This window comes from Streptomyces sp. UC4497, assembly GCF_054871485.1.
The window spans coordinates 54,630-70,105 of sequence record NZ_JBTYHB010000021.1; the positions used below are offsets into that span (position 1 = coordinate 54,630).

The following is a 15,476-nucleotide window of genomic DNA, read 5'->3' on the forward strand; positions in this document are numbered from 1 at the left end:
GCGTGGGCCGGCGACTCATGCGGGGTCACACCGCAGAGTCCAGCCGTTCGCGCTGATGGGCCGTCAACTCCAGTGCCACGCCCGCGAATGCCTCGTCCAGCTGCTCGACCGAGCTGACGCCGACGATCGGCGTGGCGGCCGGATTCCCTCCGGTCAGCCACGCCAGCACCACCCGGTTACGGTTCGTCCCGATCTCGGCGGCGATCTCGTCGAGCACCGCGAGACGGCGGACGGTGCCGGGGTGGTCGTACTCCTGGGGCAGTGGCTTGTCGGGGCGGGTGTAGCCGCCGCTCAGCAGCGGTGTGTACGCCCATAGCGCCATGTCGGGGTGGTGCTCCAGGTAGTGGAGCACCTCGTCGCTGACCGCACCGAACCGGTGCGACACATTGGGCCGCGTCCCGGGCCGCGGCTGAAGGTACGAACGCTGTTGCTGCACCGCGGTGAAGCCGGCGCCGCCGTGGTCCCGCGCGATCCGCCGCGCCCGATCGACCTGCCACACAGGGTAGTTGGAGCAACCGAGGCGCCCGACCGTGCCCGCGGACACGAGGTCGCCGAAGGCGGCCACCGTCTCCTCCAGCGGTGTGGCCGGATCGGGCATGTGGGCCCAGTACAGCTCGACATGGTCCGTTCCCAGGCGCCGGAGACTGTCCTCGATCCCCCGCTTGATGGCACCGGCCGACAGGCCCTCCGCGGTCTCCGGGAAACGTCCGGCCTCGGTCGGTTCGCAGCCCACCTTGGTGCTGATCCTGACGCGGTCACGGACGCCCGGGCGACGTGCCAGCCAGCGCCCGATCATCTCCTCGCTCTTTCCGCCGAAGCCGCTCGGATCGGCCCAGAACGCGTAGCAGTTGGCGGTGTCGATCCACACGCCTCCGGCGTCCACGAAGCGGTCCAGTATCTCGAACGATCGGCGCTCGTCCTGAGCCGTGCCGAACAGCATGGCCCCAAGGGCCAGATTCTCCGTCATGCGCTTCACGCTAGGCGCGTTCGGTTCGGCGGTACGCTCCAATGTCGTGGCTGATTCCCGGACCAATTACGCGTGGGCGACGCTGCTGGATGTCGGTTCCCCGGAGGCCGGGCGGCGGCGCCGCCTGCACGACCGTCTGGCGCACGCGCTGCGCACAGCGATCCGGGACGGCCGACTGACGGAGGGCGCCGCCGTGCCACCGAGCCGGGCGCTCGCCGAGGAACTCGGCTTCTCCCGTTGGGTGGTGACGGAGGCTTACGGACAGCTCATCGCGGAGGGGTACCTGTCCGCCCGGGTGGGTTCCGCCACGCGCGTCTCGTGGTCGCCGGAGGCATCCGGACCGACACCGCCGCGTCCGCACGTCCGACGCTCACCTGCCCCGCCGCCCGTCCGGTACGACCTCGCGCCCGGCCTGCCCGACCTGCGGGCGTTTCCCCGCCGCCGCTGGGCGGAAGCCGTCCGGGCCGTCATCGGCTCGGCCGTCCACTACGACCTCGGCCTGCCCGACCCCGCCGGACACACCGTGCTGCGCACCACCGTCGCGCAGTACCTGCGACGCTCGCGCGGCGCGGACGCGCACGCCGGGTCCGTGACCGTGTGCGCGGGTGTCACCGACGGTCTGCTGCGTACGTGCCGGGCGCTGCGCGCCGAGGGGATCGGCGACGTGGCCGTGGAACACCCGGGCTGGGGGCGGCTGCACGACGCCGTGACCAGCGCAGGCCTCCGCGTGCACCCGGTGCCCGTGGACCACGACGGACTCGACGTCGACGACCTCGCGCGCACACCGGCCCGGGCCGTCATCGTCGGCGCGGCACACCAATTCCCCACCGGCACGGTGCTGTCGCCGGAACGCCGGGCGAGTCTGGTGCACTGGGCCCGCGAGGTCGACGGCTTCGTCATCGAGGACGACTACGACGCCGAGTTCCGCTACGACCGTCACCCGGTCGCCGTCATGCAGGGCATGGCTCCGGGCCGGGTCTTCCTCCTCGGCTCGGTCAGCAAGACGCTGTCGCCGGCCCTGGGCCTGGGCTGGCTGGTCTCCCCCGCCAAGATGGCCCCGGTGCTCCGGGCCGCGAACCCCGTCGCCGCCGCGCCACCGGTGCTCGACCAACTCGCGCTCGCCACCTTCATCGACCGCGGGTGGTACGACGCCCATCTGCGCGCGGCGCGGCGGCGGTTCCGCACGCGCCGCGACCTGCTGGTCCGCACACTCGGTGTCGAGGTGCCGGAGGGCCGGGTCGCCGGTACCGCCGCCGGGCTGCACATCCTGCTCCACCTTCCGGACGGCGCCGATCCCCGCGGCACGGTCCGGGCGGCGGCCGCCGCGGGCCTGCGCCTGGCGGACCTGGACGACTACCGCGCGCCTCGGCCGACGGAACCCGCGCTCGTCCTCGGCTACGGCAACATCAGCGACACCGAGATACCTCCGGCCATCGAGCTCCTGCGTGACGCGCTGCGCTCACCCGCGACCTCGCCACCACGACGTACAGCACACCCTCGTCACGCATGACGGTCGCTGACGCGGCGGTCGCGCGGACTACGCTCCGGGGATGCAGATCCCCAACACGCGCCTGGAGCGCGCCAGTCGACGACGCGCGACCGCTGACACCGTCCTGGACCGGCTCGGCCTGTTCGAGCGGTGGCGGCCGCTGGGGTCGCCCGTACTCGTCGGATCCGTCGCTCTCGACCTCGTGGTGGAACCCGACATCGACATGGAGATCTACTCCCCCGCACCGTCGGTCGCCGACGGGTTCGCCGCGCTCGTGCCCTGCGCGGAGCTGCCGGGCGTACGCAATCTGCGCTTCGCCAACGCCCTCGACCTCCCGGACCAGGGGCTGTACTGGCGCCTGGACTACGAGTTCACGCCCGGCGAGATCTGGCAGATCGACATGTGGTGGCTGCCCGACGACCACCCCGGCCCGCGCGCCGCGGACCTCGTCACCCCGGTACGCACCGCGTTGGACGCCTCGACGCGCGACACCATCCTGGCCATCAAGGAGGAAGCGGCGGCACGCGGCGAGGCGACGCAGGGTGTGTGGATCTACCAGGCGGCGCTTGACCACGGAATCCGCACCTACGACGAGTTCCGCGCCTGGCAGGCATCGACCCCGACGGACGGGCTGACGTCGTGGCGGCCGCGTCGCCCCGGCTCACCCGGGTGAGCTCGCCCCCGCCGTGGGACGTTCGCCGTCCGTCGCGGACGGGGCCTCGGAGGACGGGTACGGGGAGGACGGGGACGCAGTGGGCGGGGCCGAGGCGGACGGGGCCGAGGTCGACGGCGTGGCCGGGGTGGGGACCGCCGTTCTGGACGGCGCCGGCTGCGAAGGGCTGGGCGTCGAGCGGTGGTCGGGGGCGGTCGGGGACGAGGGTGCGGCGGGCGGTACGGGGGTGCGGTGCGGGTCCGAGTCCGGGGCCAGGGTGACGTAGCCGATGGCAACGGCCGCGGCAGTGGCGAGCCCGGCGACCGGGAGGGCGTAGCGCCGGCCGAGGTCGCGGAGCCGAGGCAGTCGGCGCAACTGCGGTCCGGGTGGCCGGGCCGGACGCAGCGCCCGTACGGTGACGCCGTCGGCGCGCACGGCGAGCGCCTCGCGCAGCCGTTGCTCCACCGGGCGTTCGGCGTCGTCGGCCGGACGGACAGGTGGTGTGCGGGGAGTCATATCCGGCCCTCCAGGATCTTTTCCAGTGCGTCCAGGGCGCGGCTGGCGTTCGACTTCACTGCGCCTTTGCTGATGCCGAGGGTGGTGGCTATCTCGGCCTCGCTGAGGTCGGCCCAGTAGCGCAGCACGAGGACTTCGCGGCGGCGCGGTGTGAGGCGGGACAGGGCGGCGAGCACTTCGCGGTGTGCCTCGTCGAGGACGACGGAGTCCTCCGCGGACGGGGCCTCGCCGGCCGGTGGCGGGGTCCACGCCCGGGCCGTGCGGCGGCGGCGCAGCACGGATCGTGCGGTGTTGACGACCGCGGTGCGCAGGTAGCCGAGGGCGTTGTCCACCTGCGTGATGTGTTCGCCGTGGCGGCGGTAGAGGGCGGTGAACGCGTCCTGCACGACGTCCTCGGCGGTGCCCAGGTCGTCCACGAGCAGCACCGCGAGCCGCACCATGCGCAGCCGGTGCGCGTGGTACAGCTCGCCGATCGTGGGCGGCCGGTCGAGGGTCGGGGGTGTGCCGCCGTGCGGGTGCGCGTACGGGGGTGTGGGGCGGCCCGGCGCATCGGTGGCCGGGCCGGGTGCCACGTCGATACCGGGTGCGCCTTCGAGAGCGGACCGGTCGCGTCGCAGCAGCCCACGCAGCACACCCCGCCAACGTGGGCGGACTCGGCCGTACGGGAGGGTGAACGGCCGTGCTGGCAAGGTGAGTTCGTGGGCTGCGGCGGTGTGCACAGGGTTCCTCGGGTGTGCTGGGTCAGCGGTGGGCGCGGCGGCGTACGGCGAAGAGGGTCCCCGCGCCACCGGCGACGAGTGCGACGGCCCCGGCGCCCAGGACGGCGTTGGTCGTGTTCGAGGACCCAGTATGTGCGAGCTCGTCCTCGGCGGGGGCGGGGGTGCCGGGCTTGGCGGGCGCGGGCGTGCCCGGCTCGGTGGGGGCGGCGCTCGGCGTCGCTGAAGAGGCCGCGTCTCCCTTGCCGTTGGGGGCGGCGGGCTCGACCGAGGGCGGGACGCTCGTGGCCGGCGTCGGGACACTGGTGGCGGGCGCGGAGGGCGCCGGGCTCGGCGTCGCGCTGGTGGCGGCGGAGGGACTGGCCGACTGCGGCACCGGTGTGGCGTGGGCGACGGGAATCGCGGCCAGAGCGGCCAACAGGCCGGTGGCCACGACGGCACTGCGCACAGGAACAAAGTGGTTCACGGTCGTACTCCACGGTCGGGGCGAGGATGCCGGACGGCACCCTTCACCCCCACACGACGCGCGAACCCACGGCAGGTTGCCGCGGTCACCGAAAAAGTTTCCAGACCTGCGCCAGACAGTACTGATCCACGCCTTCCAGGCCGGCCTCATGACCGCCCGCGGCGTACGCCAGGGCGCCGCCCTGTCCCTTGAACGCGGCGTAGAACGGTCCCGTCTCCGGGTTCAACGCCCACGACATCCGCACCCGGTACCACCCTGGGGCGACCGTCCCGATGTCCGTGGGGAACGTCTCGCCCAGCGTGTAGACGCACAACTCCCCTGCGGGAAAGAACACTTCGACTTCCTCGCTGTACGACCACGCTCCGCTGCCGGTCGGGGCTCCGTTGCCAGTCGGGGCTCCGCTGCCAGTCGGGGCTCCGCTGCCAGTCGGGGCTCCCGTCCACAGTTCCACGCGCACCCGGGCGTCGATCACGTTCGAGGGACAGTGCGCGTGGACCATCCCTTCGGCAGGGCGCAGCCAGCTCCCTGCCGGCGCATCCGGGTAGTGGATGTCGCTCTCTCGCGACCGTTCGACCAGGCCGAGCGTGCCGTTCTCGACGAGAACCTCGACACTCCCAGCGGCGAGCAACTGCCCCACACGAACCCCTCCCTGCCAGGTACGCACTCACTCCTGCAGCACCGTCGTCGGATGCTTCCACGTGCGCCAAGTCGGGCCGATCGCCATCACGCAATCACGTCCACGTCTTGCCGCAGCCGAGCGGTCGCGCGCTGACCGACGGCCCGGTTGACGGCCCAGACAAGCAACCCGCACACGGCAAGAGCCGCTCCCAGAATCGCGGAACCCGCCCACCCCGCGGCGGAGTACACCGCCGTGGTGGCGGTCGCTCCGAGCGCGGAGCCGAGGGAGTAGAAGAGCATGTAGCCGCCGATGACACTGCTCGTCCGGTGCGCGTACGCGGCGGTGAGCAGGTGCTGATTGCTGACGTGCACCGCCTGGACCGCGAAGTCGAGGACGATCACGCCGGCGACGACCAGCCAGAGCGACCAGGACGCCTGCCCGGATGCCCACCACGACACGGCGAGCAGCGCGAGCGCCCCTCCCGTGACGGGATTGGCGTGCCCCGCGTCGGCCCATTTCCCCGCGCGAGCGGCGCCAAGGGCACCGGCCAGTCCCGCGATTCCGAAGAGGCCGATCTGGGCCGGGCTCAAATGCCACGGCGCCGCTGCGAGCGGCAGCGCCAAGCCGCTCCACAGCGTGCCGAAGGAGGCGAACAGGAAGAACGCGAGCAGGCCGCGCGAGAGGAACAGCCGCTCACGGAAGAGGCGTACGAGCGACAGCAGTACACCGCCGTACGTCGCGTGAGCGGAACGGGGATCGGCCGGCAGCAGCCTCAGCACGAGGAGCGCGAGCACGACGAGGACCAGGGCCAGCGCCACGTAGACACTTCGCCACCCCCAGACCCCGGCGAGACCACCCGCGAGTACGCGAGCGCCGAGAATCCCGGTGATGACACCGGAGGTGACGATGCCGAGCGTGCGCCCGCGTTCGGCCGCGGGCGACAGGTCCGCGGCGAACGCGACGGTGGTCTGCACGACAACCGCGAACAACCCCGCGACGGCCAGCCCGGCGAGCAGGAACCAGAGCTGGTCAGCGACCGCGGCCAGCAGCATGCCGACCGCGGCGAGGAGAAGGTGGCCGGCGATGAGCTTGCGTCGGTCGAGCATGTCTCCCAGCGGTACGAGGAGGGCGAGGCCGGCCAGATAGCCGACCTGCCCCGCCGTCACGATCCACCCCAGGGCGGCTTCCGGCACGCCCAAGTCATGGCCGATCTGGGCCAGTACGGGCTGCGCCACATAGACCGTCGCCACCGCCACCGCACAGACCGTCGCCAGCAGCAGCCTCCGCCCGACCGTCAGAGCCATCGTCCCTGTCACCGTCCCCACCCCCGCCCACAAATCAGTAGCAGATCGCAACCGATTCGACGGTACGGCAGAATGGTTTTGATCCGCAACTCTTCAGGAGGAGTGATGACACGGACCACGGCCCGCACCGATGAGACGGTGCCGGACTGGACGGACCCCACCTGTCCGGTCGCGCGCACGCTCGACCTGGTGGGGGACCGTTGGAGTCTGCTGATCATTCGCGACGCGATGGACGGCGCGCGGGCGTTCACCGACTTCCAGCACCGCACGGGAATCGCGCGCAACATCCTCACCGACCGCCTTCGGCGCCTGGTCGAACGCGGCATCCTCGACCGGGAGACGGCCCCTTCAGGGCGCCGCCAGCACTACGCCCTCACGGACACGGGACGGGACCTCTTCACCGTCATCGTGGCCATGCGCCAGTGGGGCGAGCGGCACGCCTTCACCTCGGACGAACCCCGCTCGACCCTCGTGGACGGAACCGGCCTCCCCCTGCCGGAGCTGCGCCCCACCGACACCCACGGCGCCCCCGCCGACAGCCGCACGACCACAGTGGTGCGAGAGCCCTCCGGGCATTCGTCGGGGTAGGCCCCGAGGATCAGCCGGTCACGCCTTGACGCGATGCAACTGGATGTCTCGGTTGACAAAGAGGTGGACGAACCCGCAGTGCCAGCAGATCAGCCCCGTCGCGGTCTCGTCCGCCCACGCCAGTCCGAGGAACTCGCCGCCGGTGCTGTTGAGTTTCACACCCCGTTCGCGAAAGAGATCACCGTCGCACACCTGACAGGTGATCCACTTCTCCCCCAACCACGCCCGAACTGCCTTCGCCATAACCTCTCCCCGTTGCTCCACTACACATGTCCCGGAACTCACCCACTGGCTTCCGAGTTCCGTCGCCAGCGCTGAACCGCTCGCGGTTCTACACAAGATCATGACCATGATCGAACACGCCAAACCGGCACGTCCATACCCGCCGCGAGGTGGACTCGGTGTCGAGCATCATGAACGGGCGCCCGCCGAGCCCTGCCGCGGCAGGGTGCAGGAAGACGCCCCACTGCGTGGGTCAGTCGGTCGCCCGGTGGAGCGTCGTCCGGCCCAAGTGGGGCTCCGCGCGGGACGCGAGGACCTTGATGCGGACGCGGCTCGCGGTGACGGGGGCGTCGAGCGGCAGGATCCGCAGATGGCCGATGGTGGTACCGGTGGCGATCTGCCGCCAGGCCCCGCCGACCTCGGCCTCCACGGCGAATTTCTCCACCCGTTGCCCGTGCTCGATGTCCTCGCGGACCGCGACCCGGTCGAAGGTGGTCGTCCCGTCGGCGTTCTCGGCCACCGGCCGGCCGTACACCTTCCGTACCCGCTGCCCGAACGCCGTCAGCTCGGCGACATCCGCGGCATCGATCGTCCCCGCCTTCGAGGGCGGCACGTTGAGCAGCAGGGTCGCGTTGCGCCCGACGCTCTTCTCGTACAGGTCGAAGAGCTCGGCAGCGGTCTTCGACTTCTCGTCCGCGTGGTGGAACCAGCCCGGCCGATTGGAGACATCGGCCTCCGCGGGGAACCAGGACAGATGGGTCACGCCGGACTCGGTGAGTCGGGCCCGGGAACCGATGTCGGCGACGCTCGCGCCGTGCGGCAGCAGCCATTCGCCGTGGTACGTCCACGGGTCGGCGGTCGTCGGCACGACGCTCCACTCGGTCTCGCGGGCGACCCCGTCCTCGTTGCCGACCCACCGCACACCCGCCGGACCGCCGAAGACGACGGTGTCCGGCGACAACGCCTTGATCACCCGGAACCACTCCTCGAAGCGGTACTCCTGGGTGATCCCGGCGTCGGCCCACGGGTTGGCACCGTCCAGCCAGAACTCGTCCAACGGCCCGTATTCCGTGAACAGTTCGTAGACCAGGTTCAGGTAGTACGCGTCGTAGTCATTGACCTGCACGGTGAACGTGGGCAGCTTCCCCGACCGCACGGCGTCCGCCCGGTCGTCGCCCTCCACGAGCGTGGGGATGGTGTGCTCCTTGACCGCACTGCCGTTGCCGAACCGGCCGAGTCCGCCGGGCGCACGGTCACCGTCGTCGAGCGCGGTCTGCTCCACCGAGGTCAGCTTCCCGCCCTCGGCCTGCTTCTTCCGCAGCGACTCGATCCACTCGGCGTGCCAGGCATGCGGCAGCTCGCCGCCGTCCGAGGGCGAGAGATAGATCCCTACGCGCATGCCGTGGGCGCGTGCCGCGTCCACGTACGTGCGCACGACATTCGGCTGCCCGGGACTCTTGAGGATGGAATGAGGCGTGTACCGACTGGGGAACAGCGTGAACCCGTCGTGATGCTTGGCGGTGATCATCGCAAGCTCGGCGCCCATCGCCCGGTACGTGCGGATCCACTGGTCGGCATCGACAGCGGTCGGCGCGAACGTCGCCGCGTCCTCGGCGCCCGACCCCCACTCACGATCGGTGAACGTGTTCATCCCGAAGTGCGTGAACGCCGTGATCTCCCGCCGCTGCCACGCCAACTGCCCTTTCCTGGGTACGACGTTCGCGGCCTTGGCGACGATCTGCTCCGCGGTGTCCTCCCCGGTGACCGGGATGATCGAGGCGGGGCGGACACGGGCGCCGCTACCGGCCGACTCCCCCGCCGACGCGGCAGTGGCGGCGTACGCACCGGTGCCGCCGAGGGCGGCGATCGCGGGGGCGGCTCCCAGGACACCGAGGATCTGGCGACGAGACGTCATCAATCACTCCTACAGGCACATCGCTCGGATTTCTCTTCGCTGCGCTCCGGTGGATCATGACGCAGTAACGGATTTTCGGTAAGAGCTGTGACGGGAGTGATCCCGTGTACTCCACGGCGGGCCGACGATGCGGCCCCACAGGTGGGTCGGTACGACTTCGGTCACCAGGCCCCGCTCGGCCCTCAGCGCAGCAACACGAGGGTCGAGTCCCGGAACGGCACGAGGCGTCGCAGCGCGGGCGACGGCTCGATCCCCAACTCCCGCTGTAGGGCCCGGCAGCACCGTACGTACTGCCGGGCCGCCTCCCAGTCGTTGCCTGCCGCCAGGTGCGCCCGGATGACCGCCCGGTGCGAGCTCTCCCGGAGTGGCTCGGCGCGCACGGCCGCCAACCCGGCGTCCACCGCGGCGCCGTAGCGGCCGACGGCGACCAGCCGCCCGCTCATGGCCTCCAGGGCGTGCAGGCGCAGTTGGTGGAACTGCTCGCGCTCGACGAGTACCCACTCGTCGTACCAGTCGGGCAGGACGTCCAGTGACAGATCGGCCAGGGTCGCCGCGGTGAGGCAGTCCTCGCAGGGGTCGGGATCCTCGAGCAGACGGTGTGCCTGGCGACTCACGGCGCGGACGTCGACGGCCACGTCGTCGGCGAGGGACAGGTGCTGTGCCGAGGTCTCGATCAGCGGACCACAGCGCCGGTTGACCCGCCACAGGCAGGAGCGGAGGTTCGCCCCCGCGCGGTCCGGGCGCCCGCTGGGCCACAGGGCGTCGGCGACGCAGGCCCGGGACAGCGGTCGTTCCTGGAGGGCCAGCAGAGCGATGAGGCGCTGTGCGCCGGGGACCACGCTGGTTCTGCCGGCTCCGGTCGTCAGCCGGAAGCCGCTCAACAGGCCGAGGGCGAGCCCGGCCGGAAAACTCGTCTCCATCCGCCTCTCCCCACCTGCTTCGGGAGTTCACCGGTGACCGGTGGGCATGGACCAGGCCGTCAGTCTACGGGCGCCGCGGCCACCCGTCCGTCGCGAGAGCGACCTCATCCGTGCGCCCGTGCACGCTGTCGCCGACTGTCACTCCTGCTCCGCGGCGCCCCCTCCTGCGGTGTCCGCCGCCTCGTCGGCCAGCAGCTCCAGGAGCCAGACACGGACGGCCGCACACACGGCGTCGATGGTCGTCTCTACGGTGGTCAGCGACCGTTCGCCGTCCGCGACCCGGATGATCCTGACCCGCAAGCCTGTCGTTGGATCACCCCGTTCCACCCAGGCGCGCAGGACGGTCACGCCTTCCTGGTGTCCGCGAGTTCGCTCCATCCGTCAAGCCTGGCGGGCGGGCGTCTTTGCGGCGTCACCGCGGCCCGCCAGGGAGCAGTGGACAGGGCCGTCGCGCGCTCCGCGACGGCCCTGCGCGTCATCATCGTCCCGTGGAGTCGGTGACCGCCGTTCAGCCCGGGGCCGGTGTCGCGCGCCCGGCGTCCATGGACAGGTTCTCGGCGGATTGACGGGTCTCCTGCGGGTCCTCACCGGGTCGGGCCACCTGTCCGTTGTCGGCGAGCCGGACGAGTTCGGCGAGCCAGCCCGGAACCTCACCGCCGTCCGTGACGGGCCCGGCCGGACGCATCGATTCCGATACCGGGCTGGTGAAGTGGCCGTTCGTCATGGCCTGTTCGGCTCCCGCCGCGGGGGCGGGCCCGGCGTCGACGGCGCCCGAGGCGGCGATCTCGCGCGGCTCGGAGAGCTGCCGCTCCGGTGCGGCTCCTGGCGACGGTGCCGCGCCCGCGTCCTCGGCGATCGTGATGTGCACCTTCATGGCCGTTCTCCTCGCCTAGTTGAGAACCGCGTACCGGCCTTCGAAGTTCATCTGGGTACTGCCGATGTTCTTCACCGTCAGCCAGTACGTGACCGCCGTCGCCGAAGCCCGCTCGACTTCGGTCTCCCACTCGATCTGGGGCCTGCCCGTCTGCGGTGTCGTCGGCATGAAGTACCAGACGACGTGCCAGTCCTGCGGCCAGCCGAAGGTGAACCAGCGTCCGGTCTGCCCGGGGTTGAGGGTTCCGGTGAACTGTGTGCCTACTCGCATCGTCGTTTTCCTCTCACCATCCGAGAACCGCGAACCGGGCCTCGAAGTCGACCGGGTCGGCCACGAGGTTGGTCACGTCGATCCAATACGTCGCGTAGGTGTCGTTGGCACGCTCGACCCGGACCTTCCAGCCGATCTGCGGGGCGCCGGTGCGTGGGCTGGTCGGGACGACCGTCCACACCACATGCCAGTGCGCGGGCCAGTTGAAGGTGAACCAGCGGCCGGTGCGGTTCCCGGCGAGGGTGCCCCGGAACTGGACGCCGACCCAGCTGCTCGTCTGGAGTGCCGCCGGGATGAGCTGCCGCAGGTCGGGGCGCCTGCCGATGCGCTGGGTCGCCGGTCGTCCCGGCGCGTCCTGCTGCGGCGAGCCGGTGGAGCGCAGCAACTGCCGGGACCGCGAAGGCGACAGCGGGACACGGCCGTTGGCACGCAGGACGCCCTGGGTGCTCGCCAGCGCGCCCACGACGATCGGTGAGGCGCTCGACGTGCCGCTGAACCGGTCCGTGTACCAGAAGTCCGCGTTGGCGCCCGCCTGGAGATCGCCGTACCCGGCGGTGGTCACCTCGCGTCCCCAGCCCTGAGCGTCCACGCAGGCGCCGTAGTTGGAGAAGTCGAGGCGGGACCGGTCCGGGCCGTGCTGGGCGCCGTGGGTGCCGGGCGGCGGCGCCCCGGCGCCGACGATCACGGCGCCGGCGTCGAGGGCGGTGCGCCGGAAGGGATTGCGCCACCAGGCCGGGAAGCCCGCCCTCGGGGTGTCGTAGTCGACGTGGTCAAGGTTTTCCGCCCCGTTGCCCGCGGCCTCGACGACGGTGATGCCCCGGTTGACGGCGTAGCGGATGGCCAGATAGTCGTCCGGCCACCATTCGACGGCGATGAACCCGACCTGGCCGACGCCGGTCGCGTGCGGTCCGGGACGGTGGATCTCCAGCAGGATGATGTCGCCGGGGCCGAGTCGGTCGGCGGCGTTCCGGATCGCCGTGGCCGTGGGGATGGAGAACGCGGACGCGCTGGTGACGGCGTCCGGCGCTATCCCGGTGATCCCGATCGTGTTGACGTCGCCACCGATCTCGCCGAGGACCGCGGTGCCGTGATCGGTGTCCGTGCTCCCGGTGCCGGAGACGATGCCGCCCTGGTTCAGCCGCAGGTCCTCATGGGTGAAGCGCCAGCCCCACTCGCAGTCGATCACCCTGACGCCGGCGCCGCGGCCGCCCGGCCGGGTCCAGGCGTAGCGGGCGTCGACGCCGCCCGGAGCCGCGTCGAGATAGCCCTGACGGGCGGTGAAGTCCGGGGTCACGGGCGGCGCGTCGGCGCCCGTCGGCTGCATGTCGTTGAGCGGCGGGAGTTCGGCCTCCCCGCTCTCCTTCTTCTTGGAGGCGGCCTGGGAGACGGCGAGAACGGCGCCCGGCTTGACGTAGGCGCCCTCCACGGCGTCCGACGCGCGGAGCTGCTCGGCCAGCGCGTCCAACTGGTCGGCCGGCGCGTCCACATGGAAGAAGAGCCCCATCCGGTCGAGGATCTCCGCCGTGGCGTCGTCGGCGCCGATGTGCTCCGCGGGAGCCCCCGCCTGAGCGCGCAGCCGTTCCCGGTCCGCGCCGAACAGGGGACTGATGGTGACGTCGGCCTGGGCCGCCACGGCGTCGAGACTGCTCACGGAGATGTCCGCCGTGGCGGTCGCGCCGGTCGGTGTGATGCGTACCCCGGCGTCGGCGCGTGTGACACACACCAGCTCAGGGCGTCCGAAGAGTGGTCCGAATTCTGGAGCCGGGCGGTCGGTTCCCCGGCTGTTCCCCGCACCTGATCGCTGTGGCACAGCTGACTCCTTCACCACGTTACGGAAGGTCCGCCGGTGGTTTCACATAGGCGGCCTCGACTGCCGGGTGGCCGCGCAGGGCCGCGGCGACGGCCTCGGCGTCCACGCCGGCGGGGACGGCGATCCGTTGCCATCCGATGAGATCCGGGGCGTCCGCTCCCGGGTGCAACATCTCCGCCTCGACTCCGAAGCGCCGCTCCAGAAGGCTCCGGATGTCCAGGACGTCAGCGGTGCCCGCCTGGGCGGGACCCGTCGACGTACGCAGTTGGACGATGACTTCGGCCTCGGCCACGCTCTCTCCCCCGGACACTTTGTGGTGCCGCCTCTGAACGGAATGCTCGCGGTCACCAACCCGCCGACCCTAGGTGGGGGGCTGTCACCGGACCGTCACCGCGACGTCACCGCTGCCGCGATGCCCGGGACGTGGCACGCGGTGAGCACGCGGAGGACACCAACTTGTGCGTATCTCCCGTACGGGATGTGCCGCTCCGAGCCGGGCTGCGCTACGCAGGAATGAGCCCTGCGAGGGCACAGCCGGTGCACCGTGATGGGCCAGGGGGAATCATGGCCGATTCCGTACGCCGACAGGGGCCGCGCGAGCCCGAGACCGACCCCAGGGTGGGGGTCGAGGTCGATCACGACTGGCAGGGAGAGCCGAGGCACCGCCTGGTGGCGATGGGGGACTCGCTGACACAGGGCTTCCAGAGTGGAGCGATCTTCAACACCGGCCTGTCGTATCCGGCAATCGTCGCCTACGAGTTGGGGTCCGTCGCACAGTTCAGGTACCCGTTGTACGAGGGTGTCGGCGGGCTGCCCTTCAACATCGAGCTGCTCCTGCGTGACCTGGAAGCCCGCTACGGGCAAGACGTGGACTGGTGGGAAGTGCCGCTCGCGGCGTTCCGGGCCCGGGGTCTCATGGACCGGGTGGAGGACTACTGGGAGCGGGGCCCCGGCCAGGCGGTGCCCTCGACCACGGCCATCATGCACAACCTCGCCGTGTTCGGGTGGGATCTGCGCGACGCCCTCTCGAAGTCGGCGGACGAGTGCCGTAAACGGATCGACGTGCCCAAGGACGATCCGATCAAGCAGATCGTCCAGAACGCCGGCGAGCGCGCCGCCCTGCGAGCGTTGCCGACCCAGCCGCCGGTGGCCGGGTCCCTCACTCAACTGGGCGCGGCTGCCGCGCTCGGCAACGACACCGACGGCACCGGCGCCGAGCACGGCATCGAGACGCTGGTCGTCTTCCTGGGGGCGAACAACGCCCTGCAGGCCGTGACCGAACTCAAGGTGGTCTGGAGCGAGGACCCCGGATTCGACGACCTGGATCAGAAGGGCCGCTTCACCGTCTGGCGGCCGGAACACTTCAAGGCGGAGCTGCGTGAAGTCGCCTCCGCGGTCTCCGGAATCAAGGCACGGCATGTCATCTGGTGCACGGTCCCGCACGTCACCATCGCTCCGATCGCACGTGGTGTGGCGGGGAAGACCACGCCCGGCTCGGCGTACTACCCGTACTACACCCGCCCATGGATCAGTGACCGGGACTTCGATCCCGGCCGGGACCCGGGCATCACCGGCTCGGAGGCGCAGCAGGTCGACAGCGCGATCGACGAGTACAACGACGCGATCACCGAGGAGGTCCGAGAGGCCCGGCGTCAGGGGAAGGACTGGTACCTGCTGGAGACCTGCGGCCTGCTGGACCGCCTCGCGACCCGCCGGTACGCGGAGGACCTGTCGGCGCGTCCGCACTGGTGGCAGCCGTACGAGTTGCCGCCCGCGCTGCGGGCGATGACCCCACCGCCGAACTCGCACTTCCTCGCCGGCCAGGACGGACGGCGCACCGATGGCGGCCTGTTCTCGCTCGACGGTGTCCATCCGACGACGGTCGGGTACGGCATCATCGCCCAGGAAGTGATCAGTGTGATGCGGCTGGCAGGCGTCCAGTTCTTCCGGCCCGACGGACGCACCCCGCGCCAGGACCCGGTACTGATCGACTTCGAACGCCTCATCCGTAACGACACCCTGATCAACCAGCCGCCGGGGAACCTGACATCGACCCTGCGTCTCATCGGCTGGGCAGACGAGGCCATGGATCTGTTCCGCCGTATCTTCTCCGGCTTCTGACGGGACTTCCTCTCTCGGAACGGACGC

General features: G+C 71.1%; 18 protein-coding genes. 4 read left to right on the forward strand and 14 right to left on the reverse strand.

Annotated features, from left to right (window positions below; all coding sequences use genetic code 11):
- Positions 1–25: 25 nt before the first annotated feature.
- Positions 26–967 carry an aldo/keto reductase gene (locus ACYSUO_RS26435; protein ID WP_461778731.1) on the reverse strand — a complete coding sequence of 314 codons (942 nt, stop codon included), beginning with the start codon at positions 965–967 and terminating at the stop codon, positions 26–28.
- Positions 968–1,013: 46 nt separating this feature from the next.
- On the opposite strand from ACYSUO_RS26435, the gene pdxR reads away from it, so the two are divergent.
- On the forward strand, positions 1,014–2,477 hold the full coding sequence (gene pdxR / locus ACYSUO_RS26440) for a MocR-like pyridoxine biosynthesis transcription factor PdxR (RefSeq protein WP_461778732.1): 1,464 nt from the start codon (positions 1,014–1,016) through the stop codon (positions 2,475–2,477).
- Positions 2,478–2,517: 40 nt separating this feature from the next.
- A complete protein-coding gene (locus tag ACYSUO_RS26445) occupies positions 2,518–3,129 on the forward strand; it encodes a hypothetical protein (protein ID WP_461778733.1) in 612 nt (203 codons plus the stop codon).
- On the opposite strand, the gene ACYSUO_RS26450 is transcribed toward ACYSUO_RS26445, so the two are convergent.
- The 5 genes from ACYSUO_RS26450 to ACYSUO_RS26470 all read right to left on the reverse strand — a co-directional run bounded on the left by ACYSUO_RS26450 (position 3,118) and on the right by ACYSUO_RS26470 (position 6,723).
- Entirely contained in the window at positions 3,118–3,624 is a 507-nt protein-coding gene (locus tag ACYSUO_RS26450; RefSeq protein ID WP_461778734.1) for a hypothetical protein, read from the reverse strand. The two genes, ACYSUO_RS26445 and ACYSUO_RS26450, sit on opposite strands and share 12 nt — an antisense overlap.
- On the reverse strand, positions 3,621–4,343 hold the full coding sequence (locus tag ACYSUO_RS26455; protein WP_461778735.1) for an RNA polymerase sigma factor: 723 nt from the start codon (positions 4,341–4,343) through the stop codon (positions 3,621–3,623). The genes ACYSUO_RS26450 and ACYSUO_RS26455 overlap by 4 nt, the downstream gene beginning before the upstream one ends.
- A gap of 22 nt (positions 4,344–4,365) precedes the next feature.
- Positions 4,366–4,788 carry an LAETG motif-containing sortase-dependent surface protein gene (locus ACYSUO_RS26460; protein WP_461778736.1) on the reverse strand — a complete coding sequence of 141 codons (423 nt, stop codon included), beginning with the start codon at positions 4,786–4,788 and terminating at the stop codon, positions 4,366–4,368.
- A gap of 103 nt (positions 4,789–4,891) precedes the next feature.
- Positions 4,892–5,443 (reverse strand): hypothetical protein, encoded by a 552-nt coding sequence (locus ACYSUO_RS26465; protein ID WP_461778737.1) that lies wholly within the window; start codon positions 5,441–5,443, stop codon positions 4,892–4,894.
- 86 nt (positions 5,444–5,529) lie between these two features.
- Entirely contained in the window at positions 5,530–6,723 is a 1,194-nt protein-coding gene (locus tag ACYSUO_RS26470; protein ID WP_461778818.1) for an MFS transporter, read from the reverse strand.
- 111 nt (positions 6,724–6,834) lie between these two features.
- Between ACYSUO_RS26470 and ACYSUO_RS26475 the strand changes: the two genes are divergently transcribed.
- Complete coding sequence (locus ACYSUO_RS26475) at positions 6,835–7,317, forward strand: winged helix-turn-helix transcriptional regulator (protein WP_461778738.1); 483 nt, start codon at positions 6,835–6,837, stop codon at positions 7,315–7,317.
- Positions 7,318–7,335: 18 nt separating this feature from the next.
- Here the strand turns inward: ACYSUO_RS26475 and ACYSUO_RS26480 are convergent, their stop codons facing one another.
- From ACYSUO_RS26480 to ACYSUO_RS26515, 8 genes are all read right to left on the reverse strand, one after another.
- Positions 7,336–7,560 (reverse strand): hypothetical protein, encoded by a 225-nt coding sequence (locus tag ACYSUO_RS26480; RefSeq protein WP_461778739.1) that lies wholly within the window; start codon positions 7,558–7,560, stop codon positions 7,336–7,338.
- 232 nt (positions 7,561–7,792) lie between these two features.
- Positions 7,793–9,454 (reverse strand): alpha-L-fucosidase, encoded by a 1,662-nt coding sequence (locus ACYSUO_RS26485; protein ID WP_461778740.1) that lies wholly within the window; start codon positions 9,452–9,454, stop codon positions 7,793–7,795.
- Positions 9,455–9,636: 182 nt separating this feature from the next.
- Entirely contained in the window at positions 9,637–10,374 is a 738-nt protein-coding gene (locus tag ACYSUO_RS26490; protein ID WP_461778741.1) for an AfsR/SARP family transcriptional regulator, read from the reverse strand.
- 138 nt (positions 10,375–10,512) lie between these two features.
- A complete protein-coding gene (locus ACYSUO_RS26495) occupies positions 10,513–10,752 on the reverse strand; it encodes a hypothetical protein (protein ID WP_461778742.1) in 240 nt (79 codons plus the stop codon).
- Positions 10,753–10,882: 130 nt separating this feature from the next.
- Complete coding sequence (locus tag ACYSUO_RS26500; RefSeq protein WP_461778743.1) at positions 10,883–11,248, reverse strand: hypothetical protein; 366 nt, start codon at positions 11,246–11,248, stop codon at positions 10,883–10,885.
- A gap of 15 nt (positions 11,249–11,263) precedes the next feature.
- A complete protein-coding gene (locus ACYSUO_RS26505; RefSeq protein WP_461778744.1) occupies positions 11,264–11,518 on the reverse strand; it encodes a hypothetical protein in 255 nt (84 codons plus the stop codon).
- Positions 11,519–11,531: 13 nt separating this feature from the next.
- Entirely contained in the window at positions 11,532–13,169 is a 1,638-nt protein-coding gene (locus tag ACYSUO_RS26510; RefSeq protein WP_461778745.1) for a S8 family peptidase, read from the reverse strand.
- A gap of 178 nt (positions 13,170–13,347) precedes the next feature.
- On the reverse strand, positions 13,348–13,620 hold the full coding sequence (locus ACYSUO_RS26515) for a hypothetical protein (RefSeq protein WP_461778746.1): 273 nt from the start codon (positions 13,618–13,620) through the stop codon (positions 13,348–13,350).
- Between the two features lie 272 nt (positions 13,621–13,892).
- Between ACYSUO_RS26515 and ACYSUO_RS26520 the strand changes: the two genes are divergently transcribed.
- Complete coding sequence (locus ACYSUO_RS26520) at positions 13,893–15,449, forward strand: hypothetical protein (RefSeq protein ID WP_461778747.1); 1,557 nt, start codon at positions 13,893–13,895, stop codon at positions 15,447–15,449.
- Positions 15,450–15,476 lie beyond the last annotated feature (27 nt).

Bases quoted from the DNA above. Each gene is read 5' to 3' on its own strand.
- ACYSUO_RS26435 (WP_461778731.1), bottom strand. From the start codon at position 967: ATGACGGAGAATCTGGCCCTTGGGGCCATGCTGTTCGGCACGGCTCAG.
- ACYSUO_RS26445 (WP_461778733.1), top strand. From the start codon at position 2,518: ATGCAGATCCCCAACACGCGCCTGGAGCGCGCCAGTCGACGACGCGCG.
- ACYSUO_RS26450 (WP_461778734.1), bottom strand. From the start codon at position 3,624: ATGACTCCCCGCACACCACCTGTCCGTCCGGCCGACGACGCCGAACGC.
- ACYSUO_RS26475 (WP_461778738.1), top strand. From the start codon at position 6,835: ATGACACGGACCACGGCCCGCACCGATGAGACGGTGCCGGACTGGACG.
- ACYSUO_RS26480 (WP_461778739.1), bottom strand. From the start codon at position 7,560: ATGGCGAAGGCAGTTCGGGCGTGGTTGGGGGAGAAGTGGATCACCTGT.
- ACYSUO_RS26485 (WP_461778740.1), bottom strand. From the start codon at position 9,454: ATGACGTCTCGTCGCCAGATCCTCGGTGTCCTGGGAGCCGCCCCCGCG.
- ACYSUO_RS26490 (WP_461778741.1), bottom strand. From the start codon at position 10,374: ATGGAGACGAGTTTTCCGGCCGGGCTCGCCCTCGGCCTGTTGAGCGGC.
- ACYSUO_RS26495 (WP_461778742.1), bottom strand. From the start codon at position 10,752: ATGGAGCGAACTCGCGGACACCAGGAAGGCGTGACCGTCCTGCGCGCC.
- ACYSUO_RS26500 (WP_461778743.1), bottom strand. From the start codon at position 11,248: ATGAAGGTGCACATCACGATCGCCGAGGACGCGGGCGCGGCACCGTCG.
- ACYSUO_RS26505 (WP_461778744.1), bottom strand. From the start codon at position 11,518: ATGCGAGTAGGCACACAGTTCACCGGAACCCTCAACCCCGGGCAGACC.
- ACYSUO_RS26520 (WP_461778747.1), top strand. From the start codon at position 13,893: ATGGCCGATTCCGTACGCCGACAGGGGCCGCGCGAGCCCGAGACCGAC.